We start from the raw sequence: 24,166 nt of genomic DNA, 5'->3' as shown, positions 1-24,166 counted from the left end.
TCCGCGGTTTTTTTTCGGAGGAGGAGTCGTCTATGCATATTCCGGACAATTATCTGAGCCCGGAAACATGTCTTGTGATGGGGGCAGCAATGGTTCCTGTGCTTGCCGTATCCATCCGGCGTGTCAGAAAAAAAGTACAGGCAGGCGGTGTCCCGCTGATCGGGGTCGGCGCAGCACTTTCCTTCCTTGTTATGATGTTCAATATTCCGGTGCCCGGGGGGACCACTGCACATGCGGTCGGCGGGACGCTTCTTTCTATTCTGCTTGGCCCTGCGGCGGCCTGCCTGGCCCTTTCCGCCGCCCTGCTCATTCAGGCCTTGTTCTTTGGGGACGGGGGGCTTCTCGCCCTGGGCGCCAATTTATTCAACATGGCTTTTGTGATGCCGTATGCCGGCTATGCCTTTTACCGCATGCTGCTCAGACTGACACGCAGGAATATTCTTTCTGCTGCCGTCGCTTCCTGGGTGGCGCTCAACCTGGCCTCTCTGTTTGCCGGTATTGAGTTTGGTGTTCAGCCGCTGCTTTTCTCCGATGCCCGGGGCCTGCCGCTGTATGCGCCTTACCCGCCGGAGATTGCCGTCCCGGCGATGCTGATCCCGTCCCTGACCGTTGCCGGCGCGGCGGAAATCGCCTTCACGGCAGGCGTTCTTTCCTTTCTGAAGAAGGTATCGCCGGCGATGCTGAGTCAGAAACAGGTGCTGCCTGCGGGAAAACTGATGGTCGCTCTTATGACCATAATCCTTTTGACGCCGCTTGGTTTGCTGGCAGCAGCGGATGCCTGGGGTGAGTGGAGCCGGCATGATCTGAGAAATGCACTCGGCTATCTGCCGCACGGTATGGCAGAAGGTTTTGATTTTCATGCACCGCTTGCCGATTATACCTTTTCCGGATTGCCGGACGTCATCGGCTATATACTCTCCGCCCTTGCCGGTACGGCCGTTCTCGTGATCGTGTTCCGGTTACTGAAAATACATAAGAAAAAGGATGCTGAACAGTGAAAACGGTGAATCTTCCGGACTGGCTGGCTGAGGATGAGCCCTGCGACACCGGTTCAGGGAAAACATCCTTTGTGGAAAAGAATATTACGCACCTTGTCCGCAGTCTGGCGAGCCTGCGTGATCAGCGGCGTACGGGCAGTCTGCCGGAGAAGATTCATCCCGCTGTGAAACTGCCGGCCGTGGTTCTGCTCATTCTGCTGATTTCTCTGGGTACTGCAGCTTATATTCAGGTCATGTCGGTCATTCTGCTTGTCCTTCTGTCGATGATGCCGCTGTGGCTGCTGAAGCGGGTGCTCGCCCTCGGCCTGATCAGCGCCGCTTTTACTTTGTTGACGTTGATTCCCGCCCTGTGGTTCGGATTCGGCGGACATATTTTTCTGGTCACCGCCAGGGTCTGGCTGAGCGTTTCCTTTTCCAGTCTGCTTGCCCTGACCACCTCCCGGCATGGACTTGTCCGTGCGTTAAAAATCGTCCATATACCCGATCTAGTTATTTTAATCTTTGATGTCACGCTGAAATATATTTTTATTCTGACTGAAGTCACACTTCATTTGTTTTATGCACTGAAAGCACGGTCCGTCGGGAGTTCGGGCAGGCATGCGGTCTGGGGTATCGCGGGCACGCTTTTCCTGAAATCGAAGGAAATGGCTGAAGAACTATACGGAGCCATGGTTTGCAGAGGATTTTCCGGAACGTACCGGTTGCGGGAAAAGCCGGCTTTTCATTTGGCCGACGGCTTGTGCGCCGGCTTTATCCTGCTTTCGGTTTGCCTGTTTTTTATTTTGAAATAAGGAGTCTGTATTGATGATGATTGATTTACAGCATCTCTTTTATCGCTATTCAGATCAGTTTGAGGCGCTGAAAGATGTGTCACTGCGTATCGAGCCCGGTGAAGCGGTGGCTTTCATCGGTCCGAACGGAAGCGGGAAATCCACACTGATGAAGCTGATCGGCGGGCTGATCACGGCAGAAAAGGGTCAATATCTTTTAAATGGAGAAGCGGTCACGGCAAAGAAGCTAAAGGACCGTCGATTCGCGCAGCAGCTTCATAAACACATCGGCTTAATCTTTCAGAATCCGGATACACAGCTTTTCTGTGGCAGTGTCAAAGAAGAAATTGCTTTTGGTCCGGATCAGATGGGGCTTACCGAAGATCAGGTCAACATAAGAGTTGCAGATTCGATGCGTCTGCTCGGGATTTCAGGACTCGCGGAACGGCCGCCGTACCACCTGAGTGAAGGAGAGAAAAAGCGTGTCGCCATCGCCGCAGTAGTAGCACTTAATCCTCAGGTCTATATTTTTGATGAACCGATGAATCATCTCGATCCAAAATCCAAACGCTTCCTGCGTCAGTTTATGATTAAACTGAATCAGCTCGGGAAAACCCTCATTTGCTCAACCCATGACTTTGCCTACGTCGAAGGGATTTTCCGGCGGGCTGCGGTGTTCTCGGAAGATCATCGGCTGATCCGCTGCGATGATTATGAGTCGGTGATGCGCGACCGGGAATTTTTGCTTAATCACAATATCATCTGATGTTTCAGCGATTGATGAACGGCCTTGCCATGGCGCAGGCGGCAGCGGTAAAAAAGGAGATTCTGACCCGATGCGCGCGGATCAGGTCGTCCAGCTGATCAATGTCAATGAGATGAATGGCGATGTCTTCGGTTGGATCGAGATTTTGCTCCGCTGTTTTTACGGCCTCACGGATCAGGTAAATATGTAAGCGATTGTTCTGAGCTGCCGGATTGACCATATAGTTTCCGAGAAGAACCGGACGGGCCGAAGAAGCGTATCCGGTTTCTTCTCTGACCTCTCTCAGGATCCCTTCTTCAAAAGATTCATCTTTCTCCATTTTCCCACCGGGTATTTCGAGAAAAAAGTCACCGCCGCCCTGCCGGTATTGTTCAACCAGAACGAGCTTTCCGTCCTTTGTCAGCACTACACCGTTAACCCAATCGTCATATTCCATGACATGGTAATCGTTAATGGTCATGCCGTTCGGCAGCAGGCACTGATCTGTTCTCAGGTTCCCATAAGGCGTTTTATACAGATAATCAGAATGCAGTGTTTTCCATTTTTTCATCTGATCCGTCCTTTCTGTTTGATCATGCTTTTTAAGTTCAATGGCTGATATCAGCTGATTTCGATAGTGACTGTCTGATTGTCTTTTACCGGTGTGATATAGGTTCTGATCGGCACATGTTTTTCATCCATCTGGTCAGCCTGCTCTATTTTCTTCTTCAGCCATGTTCCGTCCTTCATGGCGTCAATGGGGTTGGTTACGGCAGGTGCGAGGTCAATCCGGTACGGATCTCCCTTATCGAGATGGAGGATTTCTGTCTTCTTTTTGATATATTTTATTCGGAAAACCATGGTTTGGCCGGGATCCGGATGTACTTTATTGACACTGATCCCGTAGTACCTGTATTTGTCAGTATGATCCATGATTCGTAGGATTACACGGACGGTTTCGGAAGGTTCGCCAGAAGGAGGGGATTCAGGGACAGAGCCGGAGGGTGACGGGGCGCACCCTGCAACCAGCATCAGCAAAATCAGCATGATCGTGATCCTCTTCACCGTATCTCCCTCATTTCTCATCGTTTTGTGAACCGGCTGACCGGAACAGCTGAATGATTGTGGCTACCGGCTGATCAGCTGACCGGATGGATTGATAAAAGTGCCAGTCGGCTGAATAAACAGAAGGCCCTTTCGACTACCTAAGATACGAAACCGGGGTCCGTCAGCGTGAGCGGCAGTCCGATCGGCAGAGGAACAGCATCTTCTCCATGCCCGAGCTGATTCGTCTTTGCGACGGGGAGCTGATATTTTTCCGTCACCGCAAGAACCAGCTGATCGATCGCCGGGGTTCTGTTTCGTGACTGCATTTCGGTAAACGTGCCGAGAAGAACACCGCTGACTCTGCTGAACACGCCAAGCTGGTCAAGCTGGGCGAGAAGGGAGGCCATGCGGGCAGGCCCTCCGCCGAGCGATTCGAGGAAAAGAATGCGATGCCAGGTATCTGGAAAATACACTGTTCCGGCGAGTTTGAGGAAGCAGCGGATGTTTCCTCCGACGACCGTGCCGCTCATTTTGTGACCGCGCAGCCAGCGGCAATTGAAGGTGGTCCGTGCCGACGGATGGGAGAAATAATTGAGGAAGACAGCTTTCTGATCCGTTGCACAGGAACCGGCGAGATTTTTGATTCGGTAATGACAGGCGGGGAGGCCGCATTGAGCGAAGATGGCATTGTTGATCACCGACAGATCGCTGATGCCGGTAAACAGGGTGCCTGATTTTCTGATCACGTCATAATCAAGAAAAGGCAGAATCTGATTGGCGCTGTCGCCGCCGGATACATCAAAAATGACTTCGACGGAAGGATCGCGAAACAGCTTCATCAGTTCCTTCGCCCGGGCTTCAGGTGTTCCACTGAAGGGCGCTTCCTCAGTACGATAGATGGTTCTCGCGACCCGGATGTCCAGGCCGATCCCGTCCAGGGTCCGGATAATCTTTCTCAGTTTTTTCTTCTCATCCGGATACAGTCCGTCTGAACAAGAGATCAGACCGACGGCATCTCCAATATTCAGCAATGGCAAATGACCAGCTCCTTTAATAGTTAGTGATTCAGTCCGTAAAGACGCAGACCTTTCGGATAAAAATTTTTCAGAATACCGCCCAAGGCTTTGCCCCAGCCGAGCGGGCAGCCGTCGATGGTCACCACGGTCCAGCCCTTTATTTCCGGTGGAACAGGCAGGGTTTCGCCATGCAGATAGCGTACCCATTCTTTTCCTGATGACAGGAGCGGGAGAAGTGATTGAAATGACGTTGCAGATCCCGCAAGGGCGAGGGCGTGATTCGGCTCAAAGCGGTGTTTCTTCTGTTCCCCGAGATGAAGTCCTGCCCGGATGACCCGGAGTTTTCCAAAATCCGGACAGTCTTCCGGAAGAAGATACAACTGGCTGCCTCGATAGAAAAAGCGGCCGTGTCTTCTCTTGGTCAGGGCTTGGGCTTCAAACGTCCGGTAGTCTTTCAATAAGGATGTTCCGGCAGAGGGTGCTGCCTTTAGTTTCTTAGTCGGGGCAGGTCCGTTTTTGATCAGTTTCGCAACAAAATGGCCTTCTCCCCTGAGACGGTGCGGCCAGAGCCGGGCAGTTCGGAGCAGGGCAGGATTTTTTGACCGGCTCCACTCCGGACGGCCGTCTTCAACCCCGTCGCTTTTTTTGAGTGGTACCAGTTCGAGATCCGGATAACGGGTGAGGAGGGCTTCAATCTGCTGCTCATTTTCTTCCGGTGAGAAGGTGCAAGTCGAATAGACGAGCACTCCGCCCTGGCGCAGCATGCGGCAGGCCTCCTCAAGGATCCGGGCCTGCAGCGCCGCACATTCACGGACATGCTCCGGGCTCCAGTATTCGGCAGCCTCCGGATCTTTCCGGAACATGCCCTCACCCGAACAGGGGGCGTCGACAAGAATTTTGTCAAAATTGCCCGGGAAATAAGCAGCAAGACGCTCAGGGGTTTCATTCGTGACAAGGGCATTCGTGATCCCCATACGCTCAATATTTCCGGACAGCACTTTTGCCCGTTTCTGATAGATTTCGTTTGTCACGAGTAATCCCCGGTTATGCATTGCTGCAGCGAGCTGCGTGGACTTTCCGCCGGGGGCGGCACACAGGTCAAGCACTCGATCACCAGGCTTGGCACCAACGACTTCGGCAACGAACATCGCGCTGGGTTCCTGGATGTAATATAAGCCCGCCTGATGCCACGGGTGTTTTCCCGGCCTATCCGTTTCTGAATAATAGAATCCGGATGGGCAGAAAGGCACGGACTTCAGGGCAAAACTACTTTTATGCACCAGTTCATCACGGGTTATTTTCAGCAGATTCGCCCGCAGGCCGTACGAACGGCTCTCCTGGTATGTGGCCAGAAAGGCGGGGGCCTCGTCTCCCAGCAGGTGTGTCATTTTTTCTGTAAATGCTTCAGGCAGCGTCAAGAAAAGAACCTCCCATGAAGTGTCAATCATCCATTTTATTAGAATCCGCGAAAAGGGCGGGCATACCCTGTTCTGAACTTCGGCCGAACGATTTTCAGATTACTCATTTTGATTGATCAATCTTAATTTCAGCGAATCAATCTCTTTCAGGCTGACTTTTACGATCTCTCTGCATGGTATCATCAGCAGCCGTTGCTGTCAGCGAGAACAATGGGTTACTCTGGCTTGTGGCCTTCCGGGTCGGAACATTGAATGGATCATCCGGCAGAGACCGGAATATGGTGAAAGGCGCGTACGTCGAACAGGCCGGTGTCAGTCAGCTTCAGGTCTGGAATGACCGGAAGGCTGAGAAACGACAGAGTCAGAAACGGATTAAAAGATTCGGCCGACCCAAGGGAGCTTGCTGCCGCGCGCAGTTTTTGCAGGGCGGCGGCTACTTCAGCGGCCGGCGCGTCCGTCATCAGTCCGGCAATGGGCAGAGCAAGTTCAGCCAGGACCCTGCCCCCGTCAACGACAACCATTCCGCCATCCAGCTGTTTCAGACGTTCAGCGGCGACCAGCATATCGGAATCGCTGTGTCCCGTGACTACCAGATTATGGGAATCATGAGCGATTGTTGTTGCGATCGCTCCGGAGTGCAGCCCGAATCCACTGACGATCCCGAGTCCGATCGTACCCAGTCCCTTATGGCGCTCAATAACGGCAAGTTTCAGAAGATCCTGCTTGTCTGTATACTGAAAGTTCCCGTCCTTAACCGGGACCCTGGCTATTTTTTCGCGGGTAACCAGACTGTTGGGGATAATCTCAATAATATGTGCTTTTCCCGAATCACCAATGGGAATCTGCAGCCTGTCAGGCTTAAGACCGTTCAGGACCAGCGGATGGGAGGCGGCAGGAATCGATGAGCTACTACCCGCCTCTTCGGCTGCACCGCCCGCGGCAACCCGTTTTCCACGGACATAGACTTCGTGAATCTGAAAGGACTCAAGGTCATTCAGAAGAAGAAAACTGGCTTCGTATCCCGGTGCTATGGCCCCTTTTGTCCGCAGGCCGAAACACTCGGCTGCATTCAGCGAAGCCATCTGGATGCAGGTGATCGGATCAAGCCCGTTCCTGATTGCGAGGCGCACATTGTAATCCACGCTGCCTTCCGCAATCAGATCATCCGGATATTTATCATCCGTACAAAACAGGAAACGGCGGCTGTTCTTCTCATTCACCAGTCCGATCAGCTGATTGAGATCCTTCGCCACGGTTCCCTGACGGATCATGACATACATGCCCCGCGATAACCGATCCTGTGCTTCATCGATTGAAACACATTCGTGATCGGTATGGATGCCTGCTGCCGTATACACATTTATTCCGTCGGCATCGAGCCCGGCGCCGTGCCCGTCAATTCGCCACGTGTGTTTCTGCGCCATGAGCAGTTTGTCGACCATCTGCGGATCAGCATGCAGCACAGCCGGAAAATCCATGACCTCAGCAAGACCGAGGACATGATCATAACGAAACAGCGGTTCAAGGTCCTCAGCATGAAGCGTTGCACCACTGTGTTCAAAGGAGGCGCATGGAACAGAAGAGGGCAGCATCACATAGATGTCAATCAGGCTGTCCCGCGCCCTCTCCAGCATGAAACGGATGCCCTTTGTCCCAAGTACATTGGCAATTTCATGTGGATCTGTGATGGCCGTGGTCACCCCGTGTGCCGCAAGTACGCGGGCAAACGGACCGGGGGTAAGCATCGATGACTCGATGTGCACATGCCCGTCAATCAGTGCGGGGCAGATGAATTTTCCCGCTGCGTCAAGTGTTTTCTTTCCTTCGTAATGGCCCAGGCCGACAATCATGCCATCCCTGACCGCGACATCTGTGTCCATCAGTGTTCCACTGAACACATCGACCACCTTGCCGTTTTTAATCACCAGATCTGCAGGTTCCTTTTTTGCAGCAGTATGAATCCTGTGGATATAAGTCTCTCTTGTTCCTGTCAAATGTCTTTCTCCTCTCCCGCCAGAACGTCGTAACAGATTTCCCGTTTCTCGTACCGATTCCATATATATAGACCATTATAGACGAAAAATGAGAAACAGACAGCCATTGAAAAAGACGGTCCACGTGCAGGGACCGTCCGGATACCCGCCTTATTTATCCTTTATTCCCCATGAACGGCAGCATCGCCCCAGGGTGATGAGGGCAAACGAACAGGCCCGGGCGGGGATCACTTCCCGCAGCAGCCCGATGGGTACAACTAAAAATCAGTGGGGAATCAAGCCCCCACTGATTGACGTTTCACTTCATAAAAAATTTTTTACGGAAAAAGGCCTGGGTAAACCAGACCTCTGTGATGCCGGCGACTTGCTCAGCCTGAGTGCCTTTCTTATAGAAGCGTGCCGACCGTGAAGGTTAATCCCATGGTCAGGGCACCGACAACCACATTGCGCAGGACAGCCGGCCATTTTGGCGCACCGCCGAGATGGGCACTGATATAACCGGTTAAAGCAAGTGAGATCAGAACGGCAATCACAGTAAACAGCACTCTGACCGGCGGCGGCATCAGGACAATCATCAGCAGGGGAAGAATCGCTCCGATAGAAAAGGCGAACATGGAGGAGAAGGCGGCATGCCATGGATTCACGTATTCGCCCGGCCTGACGCCCAGCTCCGCGGCCGCATGGGCCCCAATGGCATCCTTGTTCATCAGTTCCAGGGCGACCTGTCTGGATAGTTGTTCCGATAAGCCATTGGCCACATAGATGTCTGTCAGTTCATTCACTTCACCTTCATAATCTTCTTTTAATCTGACCTTTTCTGCCTCCACAACTGCTTTTTCCGTATCCTTCTGTGTGCTGACAGACACATACTCACCGCCGGCCATGGAAAGCGCGCCGGCAACCAGCCCGGCGAGACCGGATATCAGTAAAGTCATCGTATTTCCTGTCGCCCCGGCCACACCGACAACCAGTCCTGCAGTTGAGACAATCCCGTCATTTGCTCCGAGAACACCGGCGCGAAGGACGTTCAGTTTTTGATTCATGGTTCCAGCCTGTTCGTTCATGGTTTTGTCCTCTTTTCCTGATAAATACCTGTAAGAATGAAAAATTTTCATTTTAATTGAGAATGGGAATCATCTTCATACCTCTTAAAACGGAACATGCTGCCACCCGTTTGGATGACAGCATGATTTGTTGATTAAAACAATTATAATTTAATTTTCCACTCCTATTGTATTCGGAAAGAGAATTTTTGTCTATAGAAAAATGATTCCATTTCACTTCAAATCGTATGGAAAATCCCGCATGAACGGGCAGTAAGACCCCCACCACAGGGTCATGCGGGTAAATGATAATACTCAGGTGGAGGTAACGGTCCGCAGCCGCCCGATGGGTTTCAACTGACATTCAGTGGGAGATGCGCGCAGGCTAAAAATAAGAACCTCCTGTCGCGACGCCTGCACGGCACGTCCTGCGCGTCCGAAAAACTCCCGCTGATTCAAGCTTCACTTCACGGTGAGTCTGTGAGCGCCAGGAACTTATCTACGTCCTGCGCCAGATAGTCTAGTGCGGAACGCCAGAAGTCCGGTGCACTCAGAACGACGCCCAGATGTTTCTCAGCCAGCTGTTCGGTTGTCATACGTCCTGTATCGCGGAGAAGTGCATCGTATTTAGCCGCAAAAGATTTTCCTCCCTTAAGCGCCTGGACATAAATACCGGTACTGAACAGGAACCCGAATGTGTACGGGAAATTGTAGAAGGGCCAGTCCGTAATATAAAAATGCAGCTTGGATGCCCAGAACGCCGGATGATAAACGTCCAGCGAATTCAGATAGGCCTCCTTCTCTGCGCTTTCCATCAGCTGATTAAGCCGGTCAACCGGAACCGCCCCTTTTTTCCGCTCGGCATAAAACCGCGTTTCAAACAGGAAACGGGCATGGATATTCATCAGTAAATCAATACTGCGTTCCAGTTTGGTGCTGAGAAAAGTCAGCTTTTCCTCTTTAGATTTTGCGGCCGATTCAGCAGCATCGCTGACGATCATTTCCGAAAAAGTTGATGCCGTTTCTGCGACATTCATCGCGTATTGCTGCGAAAGGAAAGGAATACCCTGCATCACTGACTGGTGGTAGGCATGGCCAAGTTCATGGGCAATAGTCGACGTATTTGAGGCAGTGCCGCTGAATGTCATGAAAATACGCGATTCGCCGGTCAGAGGAAAACTGGTACAAAATCCGCCCGGTCGTTTATCAGGGCGGTTTTCCGCTTCAATCCAGCGATTTTCCAGGGCGTGTTTTGCAAAATCGGCCATCTTCGGATTGAATGTCCGAAAATGCTTAACGATAAAACCGGCTGCATCCTCATAGGATACCTTTTTTGTATCCCGGGTGAGCGGGGCATGAACGTCAAACCATGAGAGTCGGTCCAGTCCGAGCAGTTTCGCCTTTCTTTCGAGAAACCTGACAAATTTCGGTTTATATTCCGTGACCGTTTGCCACATCGTGTCCAGTGTACGGCGCGTCATCCGGTTAAAAGCCAGAGGTTCAGCGAGAAAGTCTGACCAGCCGCGTGCTTCGTAGACGGACAGGCGGTACCCGGAGAGATGATTCAGGGTTGCAGCAAAAAGGTCGGCGTTTTCCGACCAGGAATTCTCCAGCGCATGAAAGACCTGCTGTCGTACGGTGCGATCCGGATCATCAAGCAGATTACTGGCCTGGCTGACGGAGAGGGTCTCTTTTCCACCTGCAGGATGCGCCAGCGGGATCTTTATTTTCCCGACGAGGGCATAATACAGCTGTCCCCATGCATGATAACCGTCAACCGACAGGCTGCTGATCAGTTCTTCCTGCTCAGCAGGTAGCTTTTTTCTGGAAAGACTTCTTTTCTCCTCAAGGGCAAAACGGATGTCGCCCAGGTTTTCAACAAGTCTCTGCCAGTCCTTATCGTCAATCCGGCGCAGGAGTGCATCGGTCTGCGTGTCGCAGGCTTCAAATAAAGCGATAAGGCGCTGCACCCGGCTGCTCAGCGCCAGCGCTTTCTCATCTTTGACATTCTGAGAAGTCAGGCATTCCGTGAATGCAGCCGCTTCACGCAGTCGCCCTGCGAGCTCACCGTATTGTTTCATGATGGTCTGAAAGGCGTCGGCATCAGCTGCAGTTACCTGAACTCTGTGCTGAAGGACAGACTTGAAATGTCTGAGGTCTTCCTGCAGTTGCTTAAGAAAGCCGGAAAATGCCGGGGACGCGCTTCCCCCTTTAAAAACGGGATCAAGATCCCACTTCTGATTCAGTTTTGCCAACAGTGTCCCTTCTTTCTGTATCCTTGCCTCATTTTAGCATACCCGTCTTGCAAGACCGAACGACACTTGAGTTTATGTTTTTTTATACCGTTTCTGTTATGATGAGTGCAGTGATAAGCTGTCCGGTTTTCTATTACGGAGTTTCTCCACTTTTTAACAGACCCTGGATTCTCATATTAAACGGCCTCCGGTGCACACTAAAAAGCGTAATCCTTGATGGGTTATAGCTTATCGCAGGGGAGCTGATTCTGATGAGCATATACGGCAGGAGCCGGATGGGCAGGTTTATGCTGATCGGGGGAATGATCGGCTGCGGACTGTCACTCTTCGGACGGGAGACACGGTCGGTATGGGGAAACCGGCTGCAGACCGCTGCAAAGAACAGCGGAAGAGTGATTCAGACGGTCTGGAGGCATCCCGATCAGGTCGGAAATTATTTTACGGCGACGGGATCCCGGCTGAAAGGTCTGGCACGTGAAATATCGGAAGACGTCCAGCAGATGATCGACAACGCGGAGAAGGCCAGGAAAAGTACGGGAAATACGTATCAGTATGTCATGGAAGCAGGCAGCGAGCTGACGGAAATAGCAGGAAAAATAAGACGCGCCGGGCAGAGTGTGGCGAACTATCAGGAACCGTCTCTGATTAGTCCTGAAGAAGAGGCTTTGCAGCGTCTTGAAAATGAAACCACTGTACCGAATCCCGGTACGATGCCGCTGAAATCCATGCCATCCGGATATAAGCCTGAAGGTTCGGACGACGCCTGACTTCGGTCATTGTCCGGAAATGAAAAGGAAAGACGCGGAGATGGAGAAAGTGAAAAGAGAAAAGGAGTTTAAGGAAGTCCGTTTGTTCATTAAACTTCTCACAAAAAGATTTATTGAAGATCATACGGTGGATCTGGCGGCAACATTAGCGTTTTATTTCCTGTTGTCGCTTTTTCCGCTGGTGATTTTTCTTTTTGCGATCCTCCCTTATCTCGGCCTGACGCAGGCGGAGATCATTCCATTTCTTGAACGTTACCTGCCGGGGGAGGTCATGTCCTTAATTGAGCAGAACCTGAACGGCGTCTTTACAAAAAGCGGGGGTCTGCTCTCTCTCGGCGTGATTGCGACCATCTGGCCGGCTTCAGGCGCCATCAATGCCTTGATACGGACGCTGAACCGGGCGTATCATGTCAAAGAAACAAGGCCCTTTATTCTGACCCGCTTTCTTGCCATGTGTTTTACACTGGCCATGATTTTTGCGATTGCGATGACGCTTGCTGTCAACGTTATTGCTGCAGCGTGGATGCGCTCTCTGTTCAGATATCTCGGCTTTTCCGAAAGCTTTGCCGGAATGTGGTCTGTTATCAGCACACTGGTCACGTTTGTGGTGATCATTATGATCTTTGATTTTCTGTTTATGCTCGCTCCGAATATCAGGCTGAAGCCGGGCGAAGTGATTATCGGGGCAGTGATAGCCGGCGCCGGGTGGCAGCTCGCCTCTTACGCGTTCTCCTTTTATGTCCGGTATCTGGGCAATTATACCTCTACATACGGGACCCTTGGCGGGATCATCATTCTGATGCTCTGGTTTTATCTGACTGCATTTACGATTATTATCGGTGGTCAGATCAATGCGCTCTGTTATCAGCTTCATATAGGAAAAGGGCGGACGCACACAGGATAACTGCCGGCGGGCATGTTTGTCCGCAACAGATCATACCTATGCAAAAGGGAGGGAAAAGCTGATGAACCTCTTTCAGAAAAAATATCTTCTTATGTTTTTCTTTCTCAGTTACCTTTCTGTTGTGCTCCTACTGACCCTTTTCACCCACAACTACTACACCTATGGAAGATCAGAAAACCTGAAGATTTTCAGCAGCCTTGCTCTGATGATAAGGAGTGGGAGTCTGGCCCTGATTTTTAAAAATGTCATCGGAAATATGCTGCTGTTTCTCCCGTTTGGTCTCCTGCTTCCAATCTTGTCAAAACCGGCGGGGAGGTATCCGCTGCTCATTCTGTCTGCCTTTCTGTTCAGTCTGTTTATCGAGTCCTCGCAGTATCTGTTTGCCTCCCGCATTTTTGATATTGATGATATGTGGCTGAATATTACCGGTGCAGTTATTGGCCGCATGATCTTCAGCTTTCTCCTGTTTGTCCGTCGCCATTTCATCATATTCTATTCCAAAGAATAGACGAGTTGTTCTGCCGCTTTCAAGGCGCGCCTGACTCCGAGTTCCCCCATATGGTATTCCAGCAGTTGTCCGCGTCTGTCGAAGAGATAACAGGTGGGGACATGGCGGTTGCCGAATGCATCTGCCAGACGGTGCCGGTTATCAATCAGAACGGGGCACTTCATTTCATGCATCATACAGCTCCGGGCTACCTGTTCCGGATCCAGTTCAGATTCAGATAACGGCATATGAATGGCGATGATGTTCAGCTGATCGCGGCACCGTTCTCGTAATTCATGGATCTGAGGTATGACCTTTTTGCAGTAGACGCAGCCAAGAGACCAGAAATAAACAAGCAACGGCCGGCCGGACAGGGCCTTTTGATCGGGTCTTTGATTGATCCAGTGCGTAGCCTGACTCAGATCGGGCAACTTCAGATTTTTCTTCATCGGGCATTCTCCATTCCTCAATAGTTGATGGATTGCCCTTTTATTGTATGCAAAGCGGTGGTATTGGTTATTTGCTCAACTGTTCTTCGACAGTAGTTGACATACTTTCGTTTCAAAACCGTTAGTATATTTCCGGACGCCGGTCCTCGAAGACGGGAATCCGGGAACGGACCTCTTCCACAGCTGAAAGAGGCAGATCAACAGACAGAATCCCTTCATTCTCATCCGCTTCTGCAAGGATATCTCCCCAGGGACCGATCACCAGGGAGTGACCGGCAAAATGATTGTCCGGGTCGCTGCCGGCACGGTTGCAGGCCACCACATAGACCTGGTTTTCAATCGCCCGGCAGGTTAACAGGGTCCGCCAGTGGTCAAGCCGGGGTTTTGGCCATTCTGCGGGGATGAACAGCATTTTCGCCCCGGCGAGGACATGTTTCCGGATCCATTCGGGAAAGCGGATATCATAACAGATGAAACCGGCTGAAAGGACCCCGTCGATCTGAAACAGACCGTCCCGCCTGCCCGCCTTAAGGAATCGTTCTTCACGCATCAGACGGAACAAATGGATTTTATCATATGTTTTGATACATGTTCCTTCACGATTGAAAACGGCCATTCTGTTAAAAATGCCCTTATCGGTTTTTACTGCTGTTGAACCGGCGATGAGATTCACATGATGTTTTCCGGCCAGACGTCCGGCTGCGCGCCGTATCGCTTTTCCCTCAGAGTCCGCCGTCCGGTTCAGATGTTCCAGATCATAGCCTGTTGTCCAGAGTTCAGGAAGGATGATGACGTCCGGATGGTCTTTCAGTGCCTCAGAAATCAGATGTTCCGCATGCTCCAGGTTCTGATCCGGGTTGCCAAATGCAATATTCAGCTGAATAATCGCTGCTTTCATTTCAGATCCCCCTTTCACGTCTTTACAAAACGCTTTTTTTCTCCGACAATAAAAGAAACCGTAGCTCTATTATATGTTTTTTTCACACTGTTGAAAATAAACAACGGGGTCAAATATAAGCTGATGCTTCCTGTTTCTTGCAGGATGAATCAAAAGCAGCAGGTTATCTCTAAATTATTGAAGTGGAAGTGATGGATTGTGGTTGATTATCCAATGTCGGACGCTTTGAAGCGTCTGCCGAAACAGTTTTTCGCCGATCTTGTTGTCAAAACGAATGCGGAGATTGCAAAGGGGTATGATGTGATTAATCTCGGACAGGGGAATCCCGATCAGCCGACGCCGCAGCACATCGTCCGTGCTTTGCAGCAGGCGGCGGCGAACCCGCTGTATCATAAGTATTCACCCTTTCGCGGTTATGACTTTTTGAAGGAAGCCATCGCCACTTTCTATAAGAGGGAATATGATGTTGATCTCGATCCGAAGAAAGAAGTTGCGATCCTGTTTGGTTCAAAAACGGGACTCGTTGAGGTCGGGGAGTGCCTGCTGAACAGCGGAGACACCGTATTAATGCCGGATCCCGGGTATCCGGATTATCTGTCGGGATTCGCTCTGGCCAATCTGAAAGTGGAAAAAATGCCGCTGACCTCGGAAAATGGCTTTTTACCGGATTATGATGCGCTTCCGGAAAGTGTACTGGACACAGCCCGGCTGATGTTCCTCAACTATCCGAACAATCCGACGGCGGTTACGGCACCCGCTGATTTTTTTGAACAGACCGTGAGAACGGCTGAGAAGCACAACATCTGTGTGGTTCACGACTTTGCCTATGGGGCACTGGGATTTGACGGGGAAAAGCCCCGCAGTTTCCTCCAGACGCCGGGAGCAAAAGATATCGGTGTGGAGATGTACACCATGTCGAAAACGTACAACATGGCCGGCTGGCGCGTCGGGTTCGCACTCGGAAACAAGAGCGTGATCCGCGCGATCGAACTGATCCAGGATCATTATTATGTCAGCCTGTTCGGCGCTATCCAGGAAGCCAGTGCGAAGGCACTTCTCGGACCGCAGGACTGCGTGCGTGATCTTGTGGCACGCTATGAAACCAGAAGGAATGCCTTTTTCAATGCGGCGCACCGGATCGGGTGGCATGCGGCTCCGTCACAGGGCTCCTTCTTTGGCTGGCTGCCGGTGCCGGAAGGATTTACCTCTGAAACATTTTTTGATGAACTGCTCACTAAGGCGCACGTGGTTGTGGCACCGGGCATTGGCTTTGGAAGCAGCGGCGGGAATTACATCCGTGTCGGACTTCTGACCGAACCGGAACGCCTGACCGAAGCCGTTGAACGCATTGGTGCACTGCATCTGTTCGACTGAATTTTTACCGGAGGAATAGAAATGGGAAGAGCAACACATTCAAAGGATGCGCAAATCAGTTACATGAAGAATCGGATTCAATTAATTTCTTATATGGTTCAGGCATTCGAAGCTGGGAGCACGCAGCCGGAAGATCTTGATCAATTACTTCATATGATGGATGAATTTGAAATCAGAATCCGCCGGTTCCGTGACGACTGGAAAGAAGATTTATCCCGCTTTAACGGACAGTAAGCTCCCCACGGATTGAAGTTTCTATCCGAACAGACATAATCCGATAAGAGATGGTCACCCTAAGAGAAGGACGACTTAGGGGGATCGATTTGAAAAAAGGGCTGGCTGTTCTGCTGGCTGCTGTCATTCTGGCTGCGCCGGGCACCGCTGCTGCTGCGGACTGGTATTTCAAACCATCGAAGAATCATCAGCCGGCAACAACAGAACCTGAGTATAAGGCGCTTCTGAAAAAATACGACGGCATCTATATTGGCGACATAACGAAAAAAGAAGTCTACTTTACATTTGATAACGGTTATGAAGCGGGTTATACTGCGAAAATCCTTGATACACTGAAAAAGGAACATGTACCGGCTGCTTTTTTTATCACCGGTCATTACATCAAGGATCAGCCGGGACTGGTCAGACGGATGGTACGGGAAGGGCATATTATCGGCAATCATTCCTGGGGTCATCCGGATCTGTCCCGTATCAGCGATGAAAAATATAAAATGGAGCTTGAAAAACTCAGACAGGCATACACCGAACTGACAGGAAAGCGGTCGATGCCTTATCTGCGCCCGCCACGCGGAACATTCAGCGAGCGTTCGATGAAGCTCGCGCAGGAACAGGGTTATATCAGCGTTTTCTGGTCTGCGGCTTATAAGGACTGGCTGCGTGACCAGCCGCGCGGGGCGGATTACGCTTACATGCAGATCATGAAAAGGATGCATCCCGGAGCGATTCTGCTTCTCCACACCGTTTCCAGTGATAATGCAGAGGCCTTGCCCCGGGTCATTCATGATTTGAAGAAAATGGGGTATCACTTCCGCAGTCTGGATGATCTGACAGCCAAAAAACAGCTTCCTGCCGTATTCTGGTGAGCTGCCCAAAATTCAATGAACCTTCTTCCGGTAAAACAGGGAAGAAGGTTCATTTTTTCTTCAAAAAAAATTTATAAAAAATATGAAAGAACAGGATCCACAGATTTATCCACAGACTTGACATCAGCCATTCCTGATCGTATCGAGATAGTCCCCACTTATGCACATTATCCACAGATAATCTGTGAATTATCAACAAAAAAGTCCACATTTCGACTGGCTTAGTACCGCCATTTATCCAACTTATCCACTTATCCACAGAGTTATTGACAATTTCATATGTTTTGACCTGACAAATTCAGAATAGGAAATTTTTAGCCAACATTCCCCATTCCCCTTTAAAATTTCAGAAAAAGCGTTTAAAAAGGTTCACGCATAGTCATTTTGTTACGATATAATGAGTATCAGGAGAAGTGAAATTCCGGAGTTATTGATACCAGTGATGGATCGTATACGCGGAGTAGACGAAACAGCAGGCATAACCCTGATTTTGAGGTTGTGCTATGATACTTAAAAAGAGCTGAAAGGATGAACGGGATGCCGGTGATCGCCAGAATCCGAACCAATAATCAGGAGGAACAGGGTTTTTATCAGATTGATGTGACGGAAGAGGGCGGAGAAATTTCCACGGTGGATGTTCATGAGGATGTTCTCGTACATGAAGGACTGCATAAAGGGATGATGCTCTCGCGGGAAAAGCTGGAGCAGCTGCGGCGTGAAGCTCAGGGAATCCGGGCGTACCACGCCGGACTGCGTTATCTGTCCTACAGGATCCGCTCTGTCCATGAAATGCGGGATTATCTGAACAGAAAGCATTTTTCAGACCAGCAGATCACCTTCGCCATCGAACACCTGAAGGAAGAAAAGTTGCTGGATGACCGTCAATACGCACTGTCATTTGCCAAAACACGGATCAGGACGTCGACAAAGGGTCCGCAGATGATCTATCGCGAACTGCTTCAGGCCGGAATAAATCAGGAGCTGGCAGCAGAAACAGAAGATCTGTTTCCTGCTAAAGAGCAGCTGGAACATGCGCGGAAATATCTGCATAAGCAGAAGGCGTCAGTAAAAAACAAGAAATCATATATTGAATCAAGACAGGTGCTCTCACGTCTCTTGATGCAAAGAGGCTACTCACGTAAAATCACGGAACAGGTCGTAAACGAGATCAATGATTTTCTGATTGAAAATGAAAGAAATGCCCTGCAACATCAGGCGGAGAAAGCCATGCAGAAATTCAGGAAATTCAGCGGAAAAGAATTTAATCTAAAAGTCCGGACGTTTCTATATAAAAAAGGATTTCCCGTCGATGCCATTACTTCTTATCTTCGGGAGCAGACAGGTGACAGATAATAATGAGGAGATGCGAAAATTGGAGCGACGATTCAGTGAAATGACGCCTTATGAATTAACCGATAAAATCAGGGAATTTACAGAGAAAGCCAGAAAACTAGAGCAGTCGGGGATGCTCAATGAGCTCGCCGTCTATGAGCGGAAGATCGATATGGCAAAGGCATACCTGATGGATCCGCAAAGCTTTAAACCCGGTCAGATCTATTATGTGGATCAGCGCCCGTTTACAATTGATCACATGAAAGGCACATTTGCCTGGGGAACGTTTGAAAATGAAGATAAATTCTGTGCTTTCCCTATATCACTTCTGAAGAAGAAAAAATGGGTACGGCAATAATTGAAGAAAAACTCGCCGGCTGGCCGGTCGCTGTTGCCGGTTTACGGGGTCGTCTGCAGAAAGCAAGCGTATGGAAGCGGAAAACAACGGACTCATTCGGTGAGGTATAAAAAAAGCCGGGATATCCCGGCTTTCAAAATTTAAGCTTTAGTCTGGGCAAGGACCAGCTTCTTCCTGAGCTTCTTTTCGCTGAAGACCCAGCCCGTGTAAGAACTCTGTATAGATAAAGCGTTATTCAGCCACACAGTAGCCGTAAAAGGATACATGCCCTTTGAAAAATAGCGCAGATCCGTGAACTGAATGACGTAGCGGCCGTTTCTCTCAGATACCGTCCAGCGATACATTGGCGAAAAAGACAGAAAGGCGCGCACATTTTTATCCTTCATCGCGGCCCGGATTTTTCCATCACGGCGGTCTATCGGTTTCCGATTGAACGCGTCAATCAGAATCAGCTTTTTGCCTTCGATTTTTCCTACATAATAACGATCTGCACTCTCGGCAGCAAGATGATAATGCGACCATCTCATTGTCGGAGACAGAAGAACCTTGGTCAGGTTCGGAAGCTGTTTTCTTACTTCCATCACCATCTGGTGATGATGATGGATGCGCAGTATATAGTAGGCAATCAGGATGGCATAGATGATGAGGAAGGTGATCCCTGGATGACCGATCGTCTGCCAGATGATCAATCCCATAATGTGCAGGCTGAAAATAAACGGGTCAAAGATATTAATAACGCCGAGTGCAATCCATTGATCGCTCAGCGGCCGGATCGCCTGTGTGCCATAGGCATTAAAAATGTCTGAAAACACATGCAGAAAGACGCCGACTGCGGCCCAGAACAGAACATGTGATGCATTCGCTCCTGGGAAAATCATCATCGTCAGCATGGCAATCAGGTACGGCCACAGCATAGTGACCGGAAGAGAGTGCGTCATGCCCCGATGATTGCGGATGTACGTGGCATTGTTTTTCAGTTTCAAAACCGTATCAATGTCCGGAATAACGGATCCTGCAACAGTACCCAGCATGACAGCCTGAAAAGTCAGCGAACTTCCCGCTACAGCCGGGTCCAGTGTCGCAATGCCCGCAAGACCAAATCCAATAACAACATGAGTTGCTGTATCCATTCCTGGCGAATGTCCTCCTTAAAGTAAATATATCCCGGAAACATGTGCTTATATACTATCATTGTCACACAAAATCAGTGATAATGAAAGGGATATATATGGAAAATGTGGTGAAAAAAATGACAGAAGTGTGTAAAATAGAACCTCGTGCAGAACCTTCCTGGCAATTGAAGAAATCAAATGGAGTGAAACCTGTGAATCCGGAATTTATTCAGTCATTTAATCATGATCTTCTGTCATGGTTTCATCAGAACAGCCGGGACCTGCCCTGGCGGCGTACAAAGAATCCGTATTATATCTGGATTTCCGAAATCATGCTGCAGCAGACCCAGGTGGATACGGTGATCCCGTATTATCAGAAATTTATCGAACGTTTTCCAACTATAGAAGCACTTGCTCATGCGCCTGAAGAAGATGTTCTGAAAAGATGGGAAGGGCTGGGTTATTATTCAAGAGCACGCAATCTTCAGGCCGGTGTGCGTGAAGTCGCGGAGAAATATGGGGCACAGGTTCCGGATAAAAAAAAAGAACTGCTCTCGATCCGCGGAATCGGACCCTATACAGCTGGTGCACTGCTCAGTATGGCATTCGGTGAACCTGAGCCGGCAATAGACGGCAATGTGATGCGTGTCATGTCCCGTATTTTTCTCATCGACGCGGATATTGCCAGGGCGCGGACACGAAAACTGTTTGAGCAGCGGGTTGCCGCATTTATTGCCGAGACTGATCCATCCGCGTTTAATCAAAGCCTGATGGATCTTGGCGCCATGATCTGCCGTCCGAAAAACCCGAACTGCGGTGCCTGCCCGGTCAGGAAATACTGCAAGGCATATGAAGAGGGCGTGCAGCAGGATTATCCGGTAAAGAGCCGGGCAAAAAAACCGCGCCTGGCAGATTACGCGGTTTTACTGATCAGTGACAGCCGGGGACGTCTGATGATCGAGAAACGGCCATCAACGGGTCTGCTCGCCGGGCTCTGGCAGTTTCCGATGATCAGCATGACCGGTCACGGAAAAGGCTATGTCAGGCGGTCTGCGGAGAAAACATTCGGGACGCGGTGTGATCTGCATAAAACTCCTTTTACCTGTACCCACAGGTTCTCACATTTGATCTGGAACCTGTCTCTTTATACCGGGAAACTGGATGAAGCGGATAAAATGGGAAACAGGCACTGGGTCACGCCTGAGCAGCTGGAGCGGTATCCTTTTCCTGTCCCGCATCAGAAAGTCATCGAATGGATGAAAAAAAATTACAGCATGAACTCATAAAATATCGAAAAGTTGGCAAGTCTAATGGTCGTGGAGGTGATACTCAATGGCTAAGAAGACAAATGCGGGCACGAATGTTGAACAAGTGAAAAAGCAAAATGCCCAGTCCCAGTCCGGGGCAGGTCAGTTCGGCAGCGAATTTGCCAGCGAAACAAACGCTCAGGAAGTTCGTCAGCAGAACAAGAAATCTCAGCAAAACAAACAGTAATCACCTTACATTATCAAAAAGCACCCCGCCTGTGAGCAACAGGTGGGGCGCTTTTCATACCATTACATTAAAAGCAAAGAAATGTTCAAGGATTGCAGGGCCATGCTGTCAGTGGCACAGATTATGCTGGAAGGCATAAATGACGGCCTGCGTCCGATCCTGAACCTCCAGTTTACTCAGGATGTTACTGACGTGCACTTTGACCGTTTTCAGGGCTATGTAAAGTTCATCGGCGATTTCCTGATTGCTTTTTCCCTTTGCCATCAGAAGAAGCACTTCCATTTCACGCTTCGTCAGCGACTCATGCAGGGCCTTTGGCTGCCGGTGATTCATTCGGGCGATAACTTTTTCCGTCACCTCAGGTTCAAGTACGGACTGGCCGCCATAGGTTGTCCGGATCGCATCGGCAATTTCAGAAGCTTTGGATGTTTTGAGCAGATAGCTGGTGGCTCCGGCCTCGATTGCCGGATAGACCTTGTCGTCATCAAGAAAACTCGTGACAATAATAATCTTTGCTTCCGGCCACCGGGCGATAATCTGTTTGGTTGCTTCGATGCCGTCCATCTGATCCATGACCAGATCCATGAGGATAATATCCGGTTTCAGGTCTAAAACCATATCGACGCCTTCGCTCCCGTTTGACGCTTCGCCGACCACATCGATATCCTGCTGAGCAGACAGATACGCCGAGACCCCGATCCGGACCATTTCATGATCATCGACAAACACAACTCTAATCATTTCCCTCATCCTCCTTAAGTACAGGAACCTTGACCTCAAGGCTCGTTCCCTTTCCCGGGACACTGACCAGTTTCAGCTGGCCGCCGATCTGCGATGCGCGTTCTTTCATATTCTGGAGCCCGTACGATCCGGGCTTCGTCTCTTTTGGCCGGAATCCGGTACCGTCATCGGTCACCCGCATAATAATCCATTTTTCACGACGGATCAGAAGCACGTCAAGTGACTTCGCCCGGGCGTGACGGAGAGTATTGGATACCGATTCCTGGAGGATCCGGAACAATTGATCTTCAATTCCTTTTTCAAGTGTGACCGGTTCAATGTGCCAGCTGATTTTCATCGGGACTTTCTGCCGGAGTTCTCCCAAAAGGCCCTCCATCCCGTCTTTCAGCGCCTTACCATGAAGCTGAATCGGACGGAGATGGAGAAACAACGCCCGCATTTCAAGCTGCGCTTGATGAATCGTTGCCTCAACCAGTCTGAGCTGCTTTGATTCCGGATCATCGACAGAGGGCCGCAGCTCGTTAATTGTTGACATGAGCATGGATGCGGCGAACAGCTGCTGGCTGACCGAGTCGTGCAGCTCGCGGGCAAGACGGTTACGTTCTTCAGAGACAATTTTCTCTATGGCTGCTTCTTCAGCTTCAGCCTTCTCATTGGACATTTTCTGCACCTGTTGAGCCTGAAGAGCCATCTGTCCGGCCAGCCTGCTCAGTCGCCCCTGAATATTTTCCAGTTCTTCAAGATGCGGCGCCCCGGATACGTCCGTTGCAAGGCCTTCTGTCAGACCGTCCACAGCGTCACTGACTGACATGAGTGCATTCCGCCAGAAAAATCCGGAAAGCACACCGGCCACTGTACCTGCCGACAGAGCGAGAACAGGAACGATAAAGACAAAGGGAAGATTCCATATTTGCCGCCTCCAGAGCAGGGACCAGTCATCGATCGGGAAGGCAAACAGGTAAAGCACTGAAAACAGAATCAGAAAACCGAATGCGAAAAACACGCCGGTCAGTATCTGCCTTTTCATGGCCGTCATATGCGACGCACCTCCAGATTACCGGCTACGCCAGAAACGAAAATTTTCACTTTCTGTTCGGCCTGTGCATAGTCTTTTGTCTCAAAGGTGAGGGATGAATTGACCAGCTGTGGAATTTTTCGGTCAAAAAATTGAAGCTGACCGAGAACCATCGAATACTGCAGGGCCGCTTCGACACCATAAGGGACGAGAATACGGACGCGCCCGGCAAAGTGACGAATAAAGATCACTGACTCCTTCTTCGGGAGTATCGTCCGGCTGAGATCAATCAGCGTGTCCCCGGCACCTGTCTGGATGTTAATATCCTGCCATTCATAATCTCCGTCGGGGGTCTTCTGGTACCCGAACCATTTATTTTTCAGGAGCGGGGTCCCGGATACCGTTTCTGATCCTGCTTCATCGTCTGAATCCGGATGAAATACCGGAAAAATGTGTTTCGGATGTTTTTTGTTCTGAACAAATTCATAGACCAGGAAAATAAGCAGGATCAGAATCACTAATTTAAAGACAATCAGGTTCACTACGGTGAAAATAAGCCCGGCGATCCCAATCCAGAAAATGATTTTTCCCTTCCTTGAGGGAGTTTTATTTTTTCCATAATAGACCATGGCGCCGAAGAGGGCGGCCGGGAAGAGAAATCCCCAATCGCCGAATACAGCCTGAACAATAATCAGTATCAGTCCGCCAATCAGTGTCCAGCTGTATTTATCGTTTCTGAACTGTTCGAACAAGGGGATCACCTGCCTTCCCGGGGCGTTCCATTATGTACAAGAGAAAAAGGCGCCTGATACGCCTTTTTCATTTTATCAGAGTGCCACTATGTCTGCCACA

Annotated in this window: 28 protein-coding genes; 15 read left to right on the top strand and 13 right to left on the bottom strand. The window is 50.1% G+C overall.

Annotated elements, in window-relative coordinates:
- Positions 1-32: 32 nt before the first annotated feature.
- The 3 genes from cbiM to ABNN70_RS15200 are packed head-to-tail and all read left to right on the top strand — an operon-like array spanning position 33 to position 2,534.
- Positions 33-998 carry a cobalt transporter CbiM gene (gene cbiM / locus ABNN70_RS15210; protein ID WP_353948276.1) on the top strand — a complete coding sequence of 322 codons (966 nt, stop codon included), beginning with the start codon at positions 33-35 and terminating at the stop codon, positions 996-998.
- Positions 995-1,789: an energy-coupling factor transporter transmembrane component T gene (locus ABNN70_RS15205; RefSeq protein ID WP_353948275.1), complete on the top strand. Its 795-nt coding sequence runs from the start codon at positions 995-997 to the stop codon at positions 1,787-1,789. The genes cbiM and ABNN70_RS15205 overlap by 4 nt, the downstream gene beginning before the upstream one ends.
- A 13-nt stretch (positions 1,790-1,802) precedes the next feature.
- Positions 1,803-2,534, top strand: a complete 732-nt coding sequence (locus tag ABNN70_RS15200) for an ABC transporter ATP-binding protein (RefSeq protein WP_353948274.1) — start codon at positions 1,803-1,805, stop codon at positions 2,532-2,534.
- Positions 2,535-2,538: 4 nt separating this feature from the next.
- Here ABNN70_RS15200 and ABNN70_RS15195 read toward each other — a convergent pair whose 3' ends face one another.
- The 5 genes from ABNN70_RS15195 to ade form a co-directional block, all read right to left on the bottom strand.
- Positions 2,539-3,084: an NUDIX hydrolase gene (locus ABNN70_RS15195; protein ID WP_353948273.1), complete on the bottom strand. Its 546-nt coding sequence runs from the start codon at positions 3,082-3,084 to the stop codon at positions 2,539-2,541.
- A gap of 50 nt (positions 3,085-3,134) precedes the next feature.
- A complete protein-coding gene (locus tag ABNN70_RS15190) occupies positions 3,135-3,578 on the bottom strand; it encodes a hypothetical protein (protein WP_353948272.1) in 444 nt (147 codons plus the stop codon).
- Between the two features lie 140 nt (positions 3,579-3,718).
- The gene (locus ABNN70_RS15185) at positions 3,719-4,597 is read right to left on the bottom strand and encodes an LD-carboxypeptidase (RefSeq protein WP_129930130.1); all 879 of its coding nucleotides are present in this window, start codon (positions 4,595-4,597) and stop codon (positions 3,719-3,721) included.
- Positions 4,598-4,617: 20 nt separating this feature from the next.
- Entirely contained in the window at positions 4,618-5,994 is a 1,377-nt protein-coding gene (locus tag ABNN70_RS15180) for an RsmB/NOP family class I SAM-dependent RNA methyltransferase (RefSeq protein ID WP_353948271.1), read from the bottom strand.
- Between the two features lie 257 nt (positions 5,995-6,251).
- Positions 6,252-7,988, bottom strand: a complete 1,737-nt coding sequence (gene ade, locus ABNN70_RS15175) for an adenine deaminase (RefSeq protein ID WP_353948270.1) — start codon at positions 7,986-7,988, stop codon at positions 6,252-6,254.
- Positions 7,989-8,094: 106 nt separating this feature from the next.
- Between ade and ABNN70_RS15170 the strand changes: the two genes are divergently transcribed.
- Entirely contained in the window at positions 8,095-8,397 is a 303-nt protein-coding gene (locus ABNN70_RS15170; protein WP_353948269.1) for a hypothetical protein, read from the top strand.
- Here ABNN70_RS15170 and ABNN70_RS15165 read toward each other — a convergent pair.
- Positions 8,375-9,052, bottom strand: coding sequence for a VIT family protein (locus tag ABNN70_RS15165; RefSeq protein WP_353948268.1), 678 nt, complete (start codon positions 9,050-9,052; stop codon positions 8,375-8,377). The genes ABNN70_RS15170 and ABNN70_RS15165 overlap by 23 nt on opposite strands.
- Positions 9,053-9,498: 446 nt before the next feature.
- The gene (locus tag ABNN70_RS15160) at positions 9,499-11,286 is read right to left on the bottom strand and encodes a M3 family oligoendopeptidase (RefSeq protein WP_353948267.1); all 1,788 of its coding nucleotides are present in this window, start codon (positions 11,284-11,286) and stop codon (positions 9,499-9,501) included.
- Positions 11,287-11,537: 251 nt separating this feature from the next.
- Between ABNN70_RS15160 and ABNN70_RS15155 the strand changes: the two genes are divergently transcribed.
- From ABNN70_RS15155 to ABNN70_RS15145, 3 genes are all read left to right on the top strand, one after another.
- Positions 11,538-12,053, top strand: coding sequence for a hypothetical protein (locus tag ABNN70_RS15155; RefSeq protein WP_129930135.1), 516 nt, complete (start codon positions 11,538-11,540; stop codon positions 12,051-12,053).
- Between the two features lie 40 nt (positions 12,054-12,093).
- Entirely contained in the window at positions 12,094-12,957 is an 864-nt protein-coding gene (locus tag ABNN70_RS15150) for a YihY/virulence factor BrkB family protein (protein WP_129930136.1), read from the top strand.
- A gap of 61 nt (positions 12,958-13,018) precedes the next feature.
- A complete protein-coding gene (locus ABNN70_RS15145; RefSeq protein ID WP_129930137.1) occupies positions 13,019-13,465 on the top strand; it encodes a VanZ family protein in 447 nt (148 codons plus the stop codon).
- On the opposite strand, the gene ABNN70_RS15140 is transcribed toward ABNN70_RS15145, so the two are convergent.
- Positions 13,450-13,893: a thioredoxin-like domain-containing protein gene (locus ABNN70_RS15140; protein ID WP_129930138.1), complete on the bottom strand. Its 444-nt coding sequence runs from the start codon at positions 13,891-13,893 to the stop codon at positions 13,450-13,452. The two genes, ABNN70_RS15145 and ABNN70_RS15140, sit on opposite strands and share 16 nt — an antisense overlap.
- A 121-nt stretch (positions 13,894-14,014) precedes the next feature.
- Entirely contained in the window at positions 14,015-14,791 is a 777-nt protein-coding gene (locus ABNN70_RS15135) for a carbon-nitrogen family hydrolase (protein WP_129930139.1), read from the bottom strand.
- 195 nt (positions 14,792-14,986) lie between these two features.
- On the opposite strand from ABNN70_RS15135, the gene ABNN70_RS15130 reads away from it, so the two are divergent.
- The 6 genes from ABNN70_RS15130 to ABNN70_RS15105 all read left to right on the top strand — a co-directional run bounded on the left by ABNN70_RS15130 (position 14,987) and on the right by ABNN70_RS15105 (position 19,062).
- On the top strand, positions 14,987-16,165 hold the full coding sequence (locus ABNN70_RS15130) for a pyridoxal phosphate-dependent aminotransferase (protein WP_353949454.1): 1,179 nt from the start codon (positions 14,987-14,989) through the stop codon (positions 16,163-16,165).
- 21 nt (positions 16,166-16,186) lie between these two features.
- A complete protein-coding gene (locus tag ABNN70_RS15125) occupies positions 16,187-16,399 on the top strand; it encodes an SE1561 family protein (RefSeq protein ID WP_129930141.1) in 213 nt (70 codons plus the stop codon).
- A 110-nt stretch (positions 16,400-16,509) separates the two neighbouring features.
- Positions 16,510-17,262, top strand: coding sequence for a delta-lactam-biosynthetic de-N-acetylase (gene pdaA / locus ABNN70_RS15120; protein ID WP_353949453.1), 753 nt, complete (start codon positions 16,510-16,512; stop codon positions 17,260-17,262).
- Between the two features lie 528 nt (positions 17,263-17,790).
- Positions 17,791-18,615, top strand: coding sequence for a RecX family transcriptional regulator (locus ABNN70_RS15115; protein WP_353948266.1), 825 nt, complete (start codon positions 17,791-17,793; stop codon positions 18,613-18,615).
- 19 nt (positions 18,616-18,634) lie between these two features.
- Entirely contained in the window at positions 18,635-18,952 is a 318-nt protein-coding gene (locus ABNN70_RS15110; protein WP_129930143.1) for a YfhH family protein, read from the top strand.
- Positions 18,937-19,062, top strand: a complete 126-nt coding sequence (locus tag ABNN70_RS15105; RefSeq protein ID WP_256359837.1) for a hypothetical protein — start codon at positions 18,937-18,939, stop codon at positions 19,060-19,062. Before ABNN70_RS15110 ends, ABNN70_RS15105 begins: the two co-directional genes overlap by 16 nt.
- A gap of 30 nt (positions 19,063-19,092) precedes the next feature.
- Here the strand turns inward: ABNN70_RS15105 and ABNN70_RS15100 are convergent, their stop codons facing one another.
- A complete protein-coding gene (locus ABNN70_RS15100) occupies positions 19,093-20,082 on the bottom strand; it encodes a metal-dependent hydrolase (RefSeq protein WP_353948265.1) in 990 nt (329 codons plus the stop codon).
- Positions 20,083-20,180: 98 nt separating this feature from the next.
- Here ABNN70_RS15100 and mutY point away from each other — a divergent pair, with 98 nt between their 5' ends.
- Both mutY and ABNN70_RS15090 read left to right on the top strand, forming a co-directional pair.
- On the top strand, positions 20,181-21,350 hold the full coding sequence (gene mutY, locus ABNN70_RS15095) for an A/G-specific adenine glycosylase (RefSeq protein ID WP_353948264.1): 1,170 nt from the start codon (positions 20,181-20,183) through the stop codon (positions 21,348-21,350).
- A gap of 46 nt (positions 21,351-21,396) precedes the next feature.
- The gene (locus ABNN70_RS15090) at positions 21,397-21,558 is read left to right on the top strand and encodes a gamma-type small acid-soluble spore protein (RefSeq protein WP_129930146.1); all 162 of its coding nucleotides are present in this window, start codon (positions 21,397-21,399) and stop codon (positions 21,556-21,558) included.
- Between the two features lie 108 nt (positions 21,559-21,666).
- Here ABNN70_RS15090 and ABNN70_RS15085 read toward each other — a convergent pair whose 3' ends face one another.
- Genes ABNN70_RS15085 through liaF form a run of 3 tightly spaced genes read right to left on the bottom strand, consistent with a single transcriptional unit; the run spans position 21,667 to position 24,075 of the window.
- A complete protein-coding gene (locus ABNN70_RS15085; protein WP_129930147.1) occupies positions 21,667-22,299 on the bottom strand; it encodes a response regulator transcription factor in 633 nt (210 codons plus the stop codon).
- Positions 22,292-23,335, bottom strand: coding sequence for a sensor histidine kinase (locus ABNN70_RS15080; RefSeq protein WP_353948263.1), 1,044 nt, complete (start codon positions 23,333-23,335; stop codon positions 22,292-22,294). The genes ABNN70_RS15085 and ABNN70_RS15080 overlap by 8 nt, the downstream gene beginning before the upstream one ends.
- Positions 23,332-24,075, bottom strand: coding sequence for a cell wall-active antibiotics response protein LiaF (liaF, locus tag ABNN70_RS15075; protein WP_353948262.1), 744 nt, complete (start codon positions 24,073-24,075; stop codon positions 23,332-23,334). The genes ABNN70_RS15080 and liaF overlap by 4 nt, the downstream gene beginning before the upstream one ends.
- Between the last annotated feature and the right edge of the window lie 91 nt (positions 24,076-24,166).

The sequence above is a fragment of the Sporolactobacillus sp. Y61 genome, from assembly GCF_040529185.1.
Classification (GTDB): domain Bacteria; phylum Bacillota; class Bacilli; order Bacillales; family Sporolactobacillaceae; genus Sporolactobacillus.
This window is presented reverse-complemented; position numbering and strand designations above follow the sequence as displayed.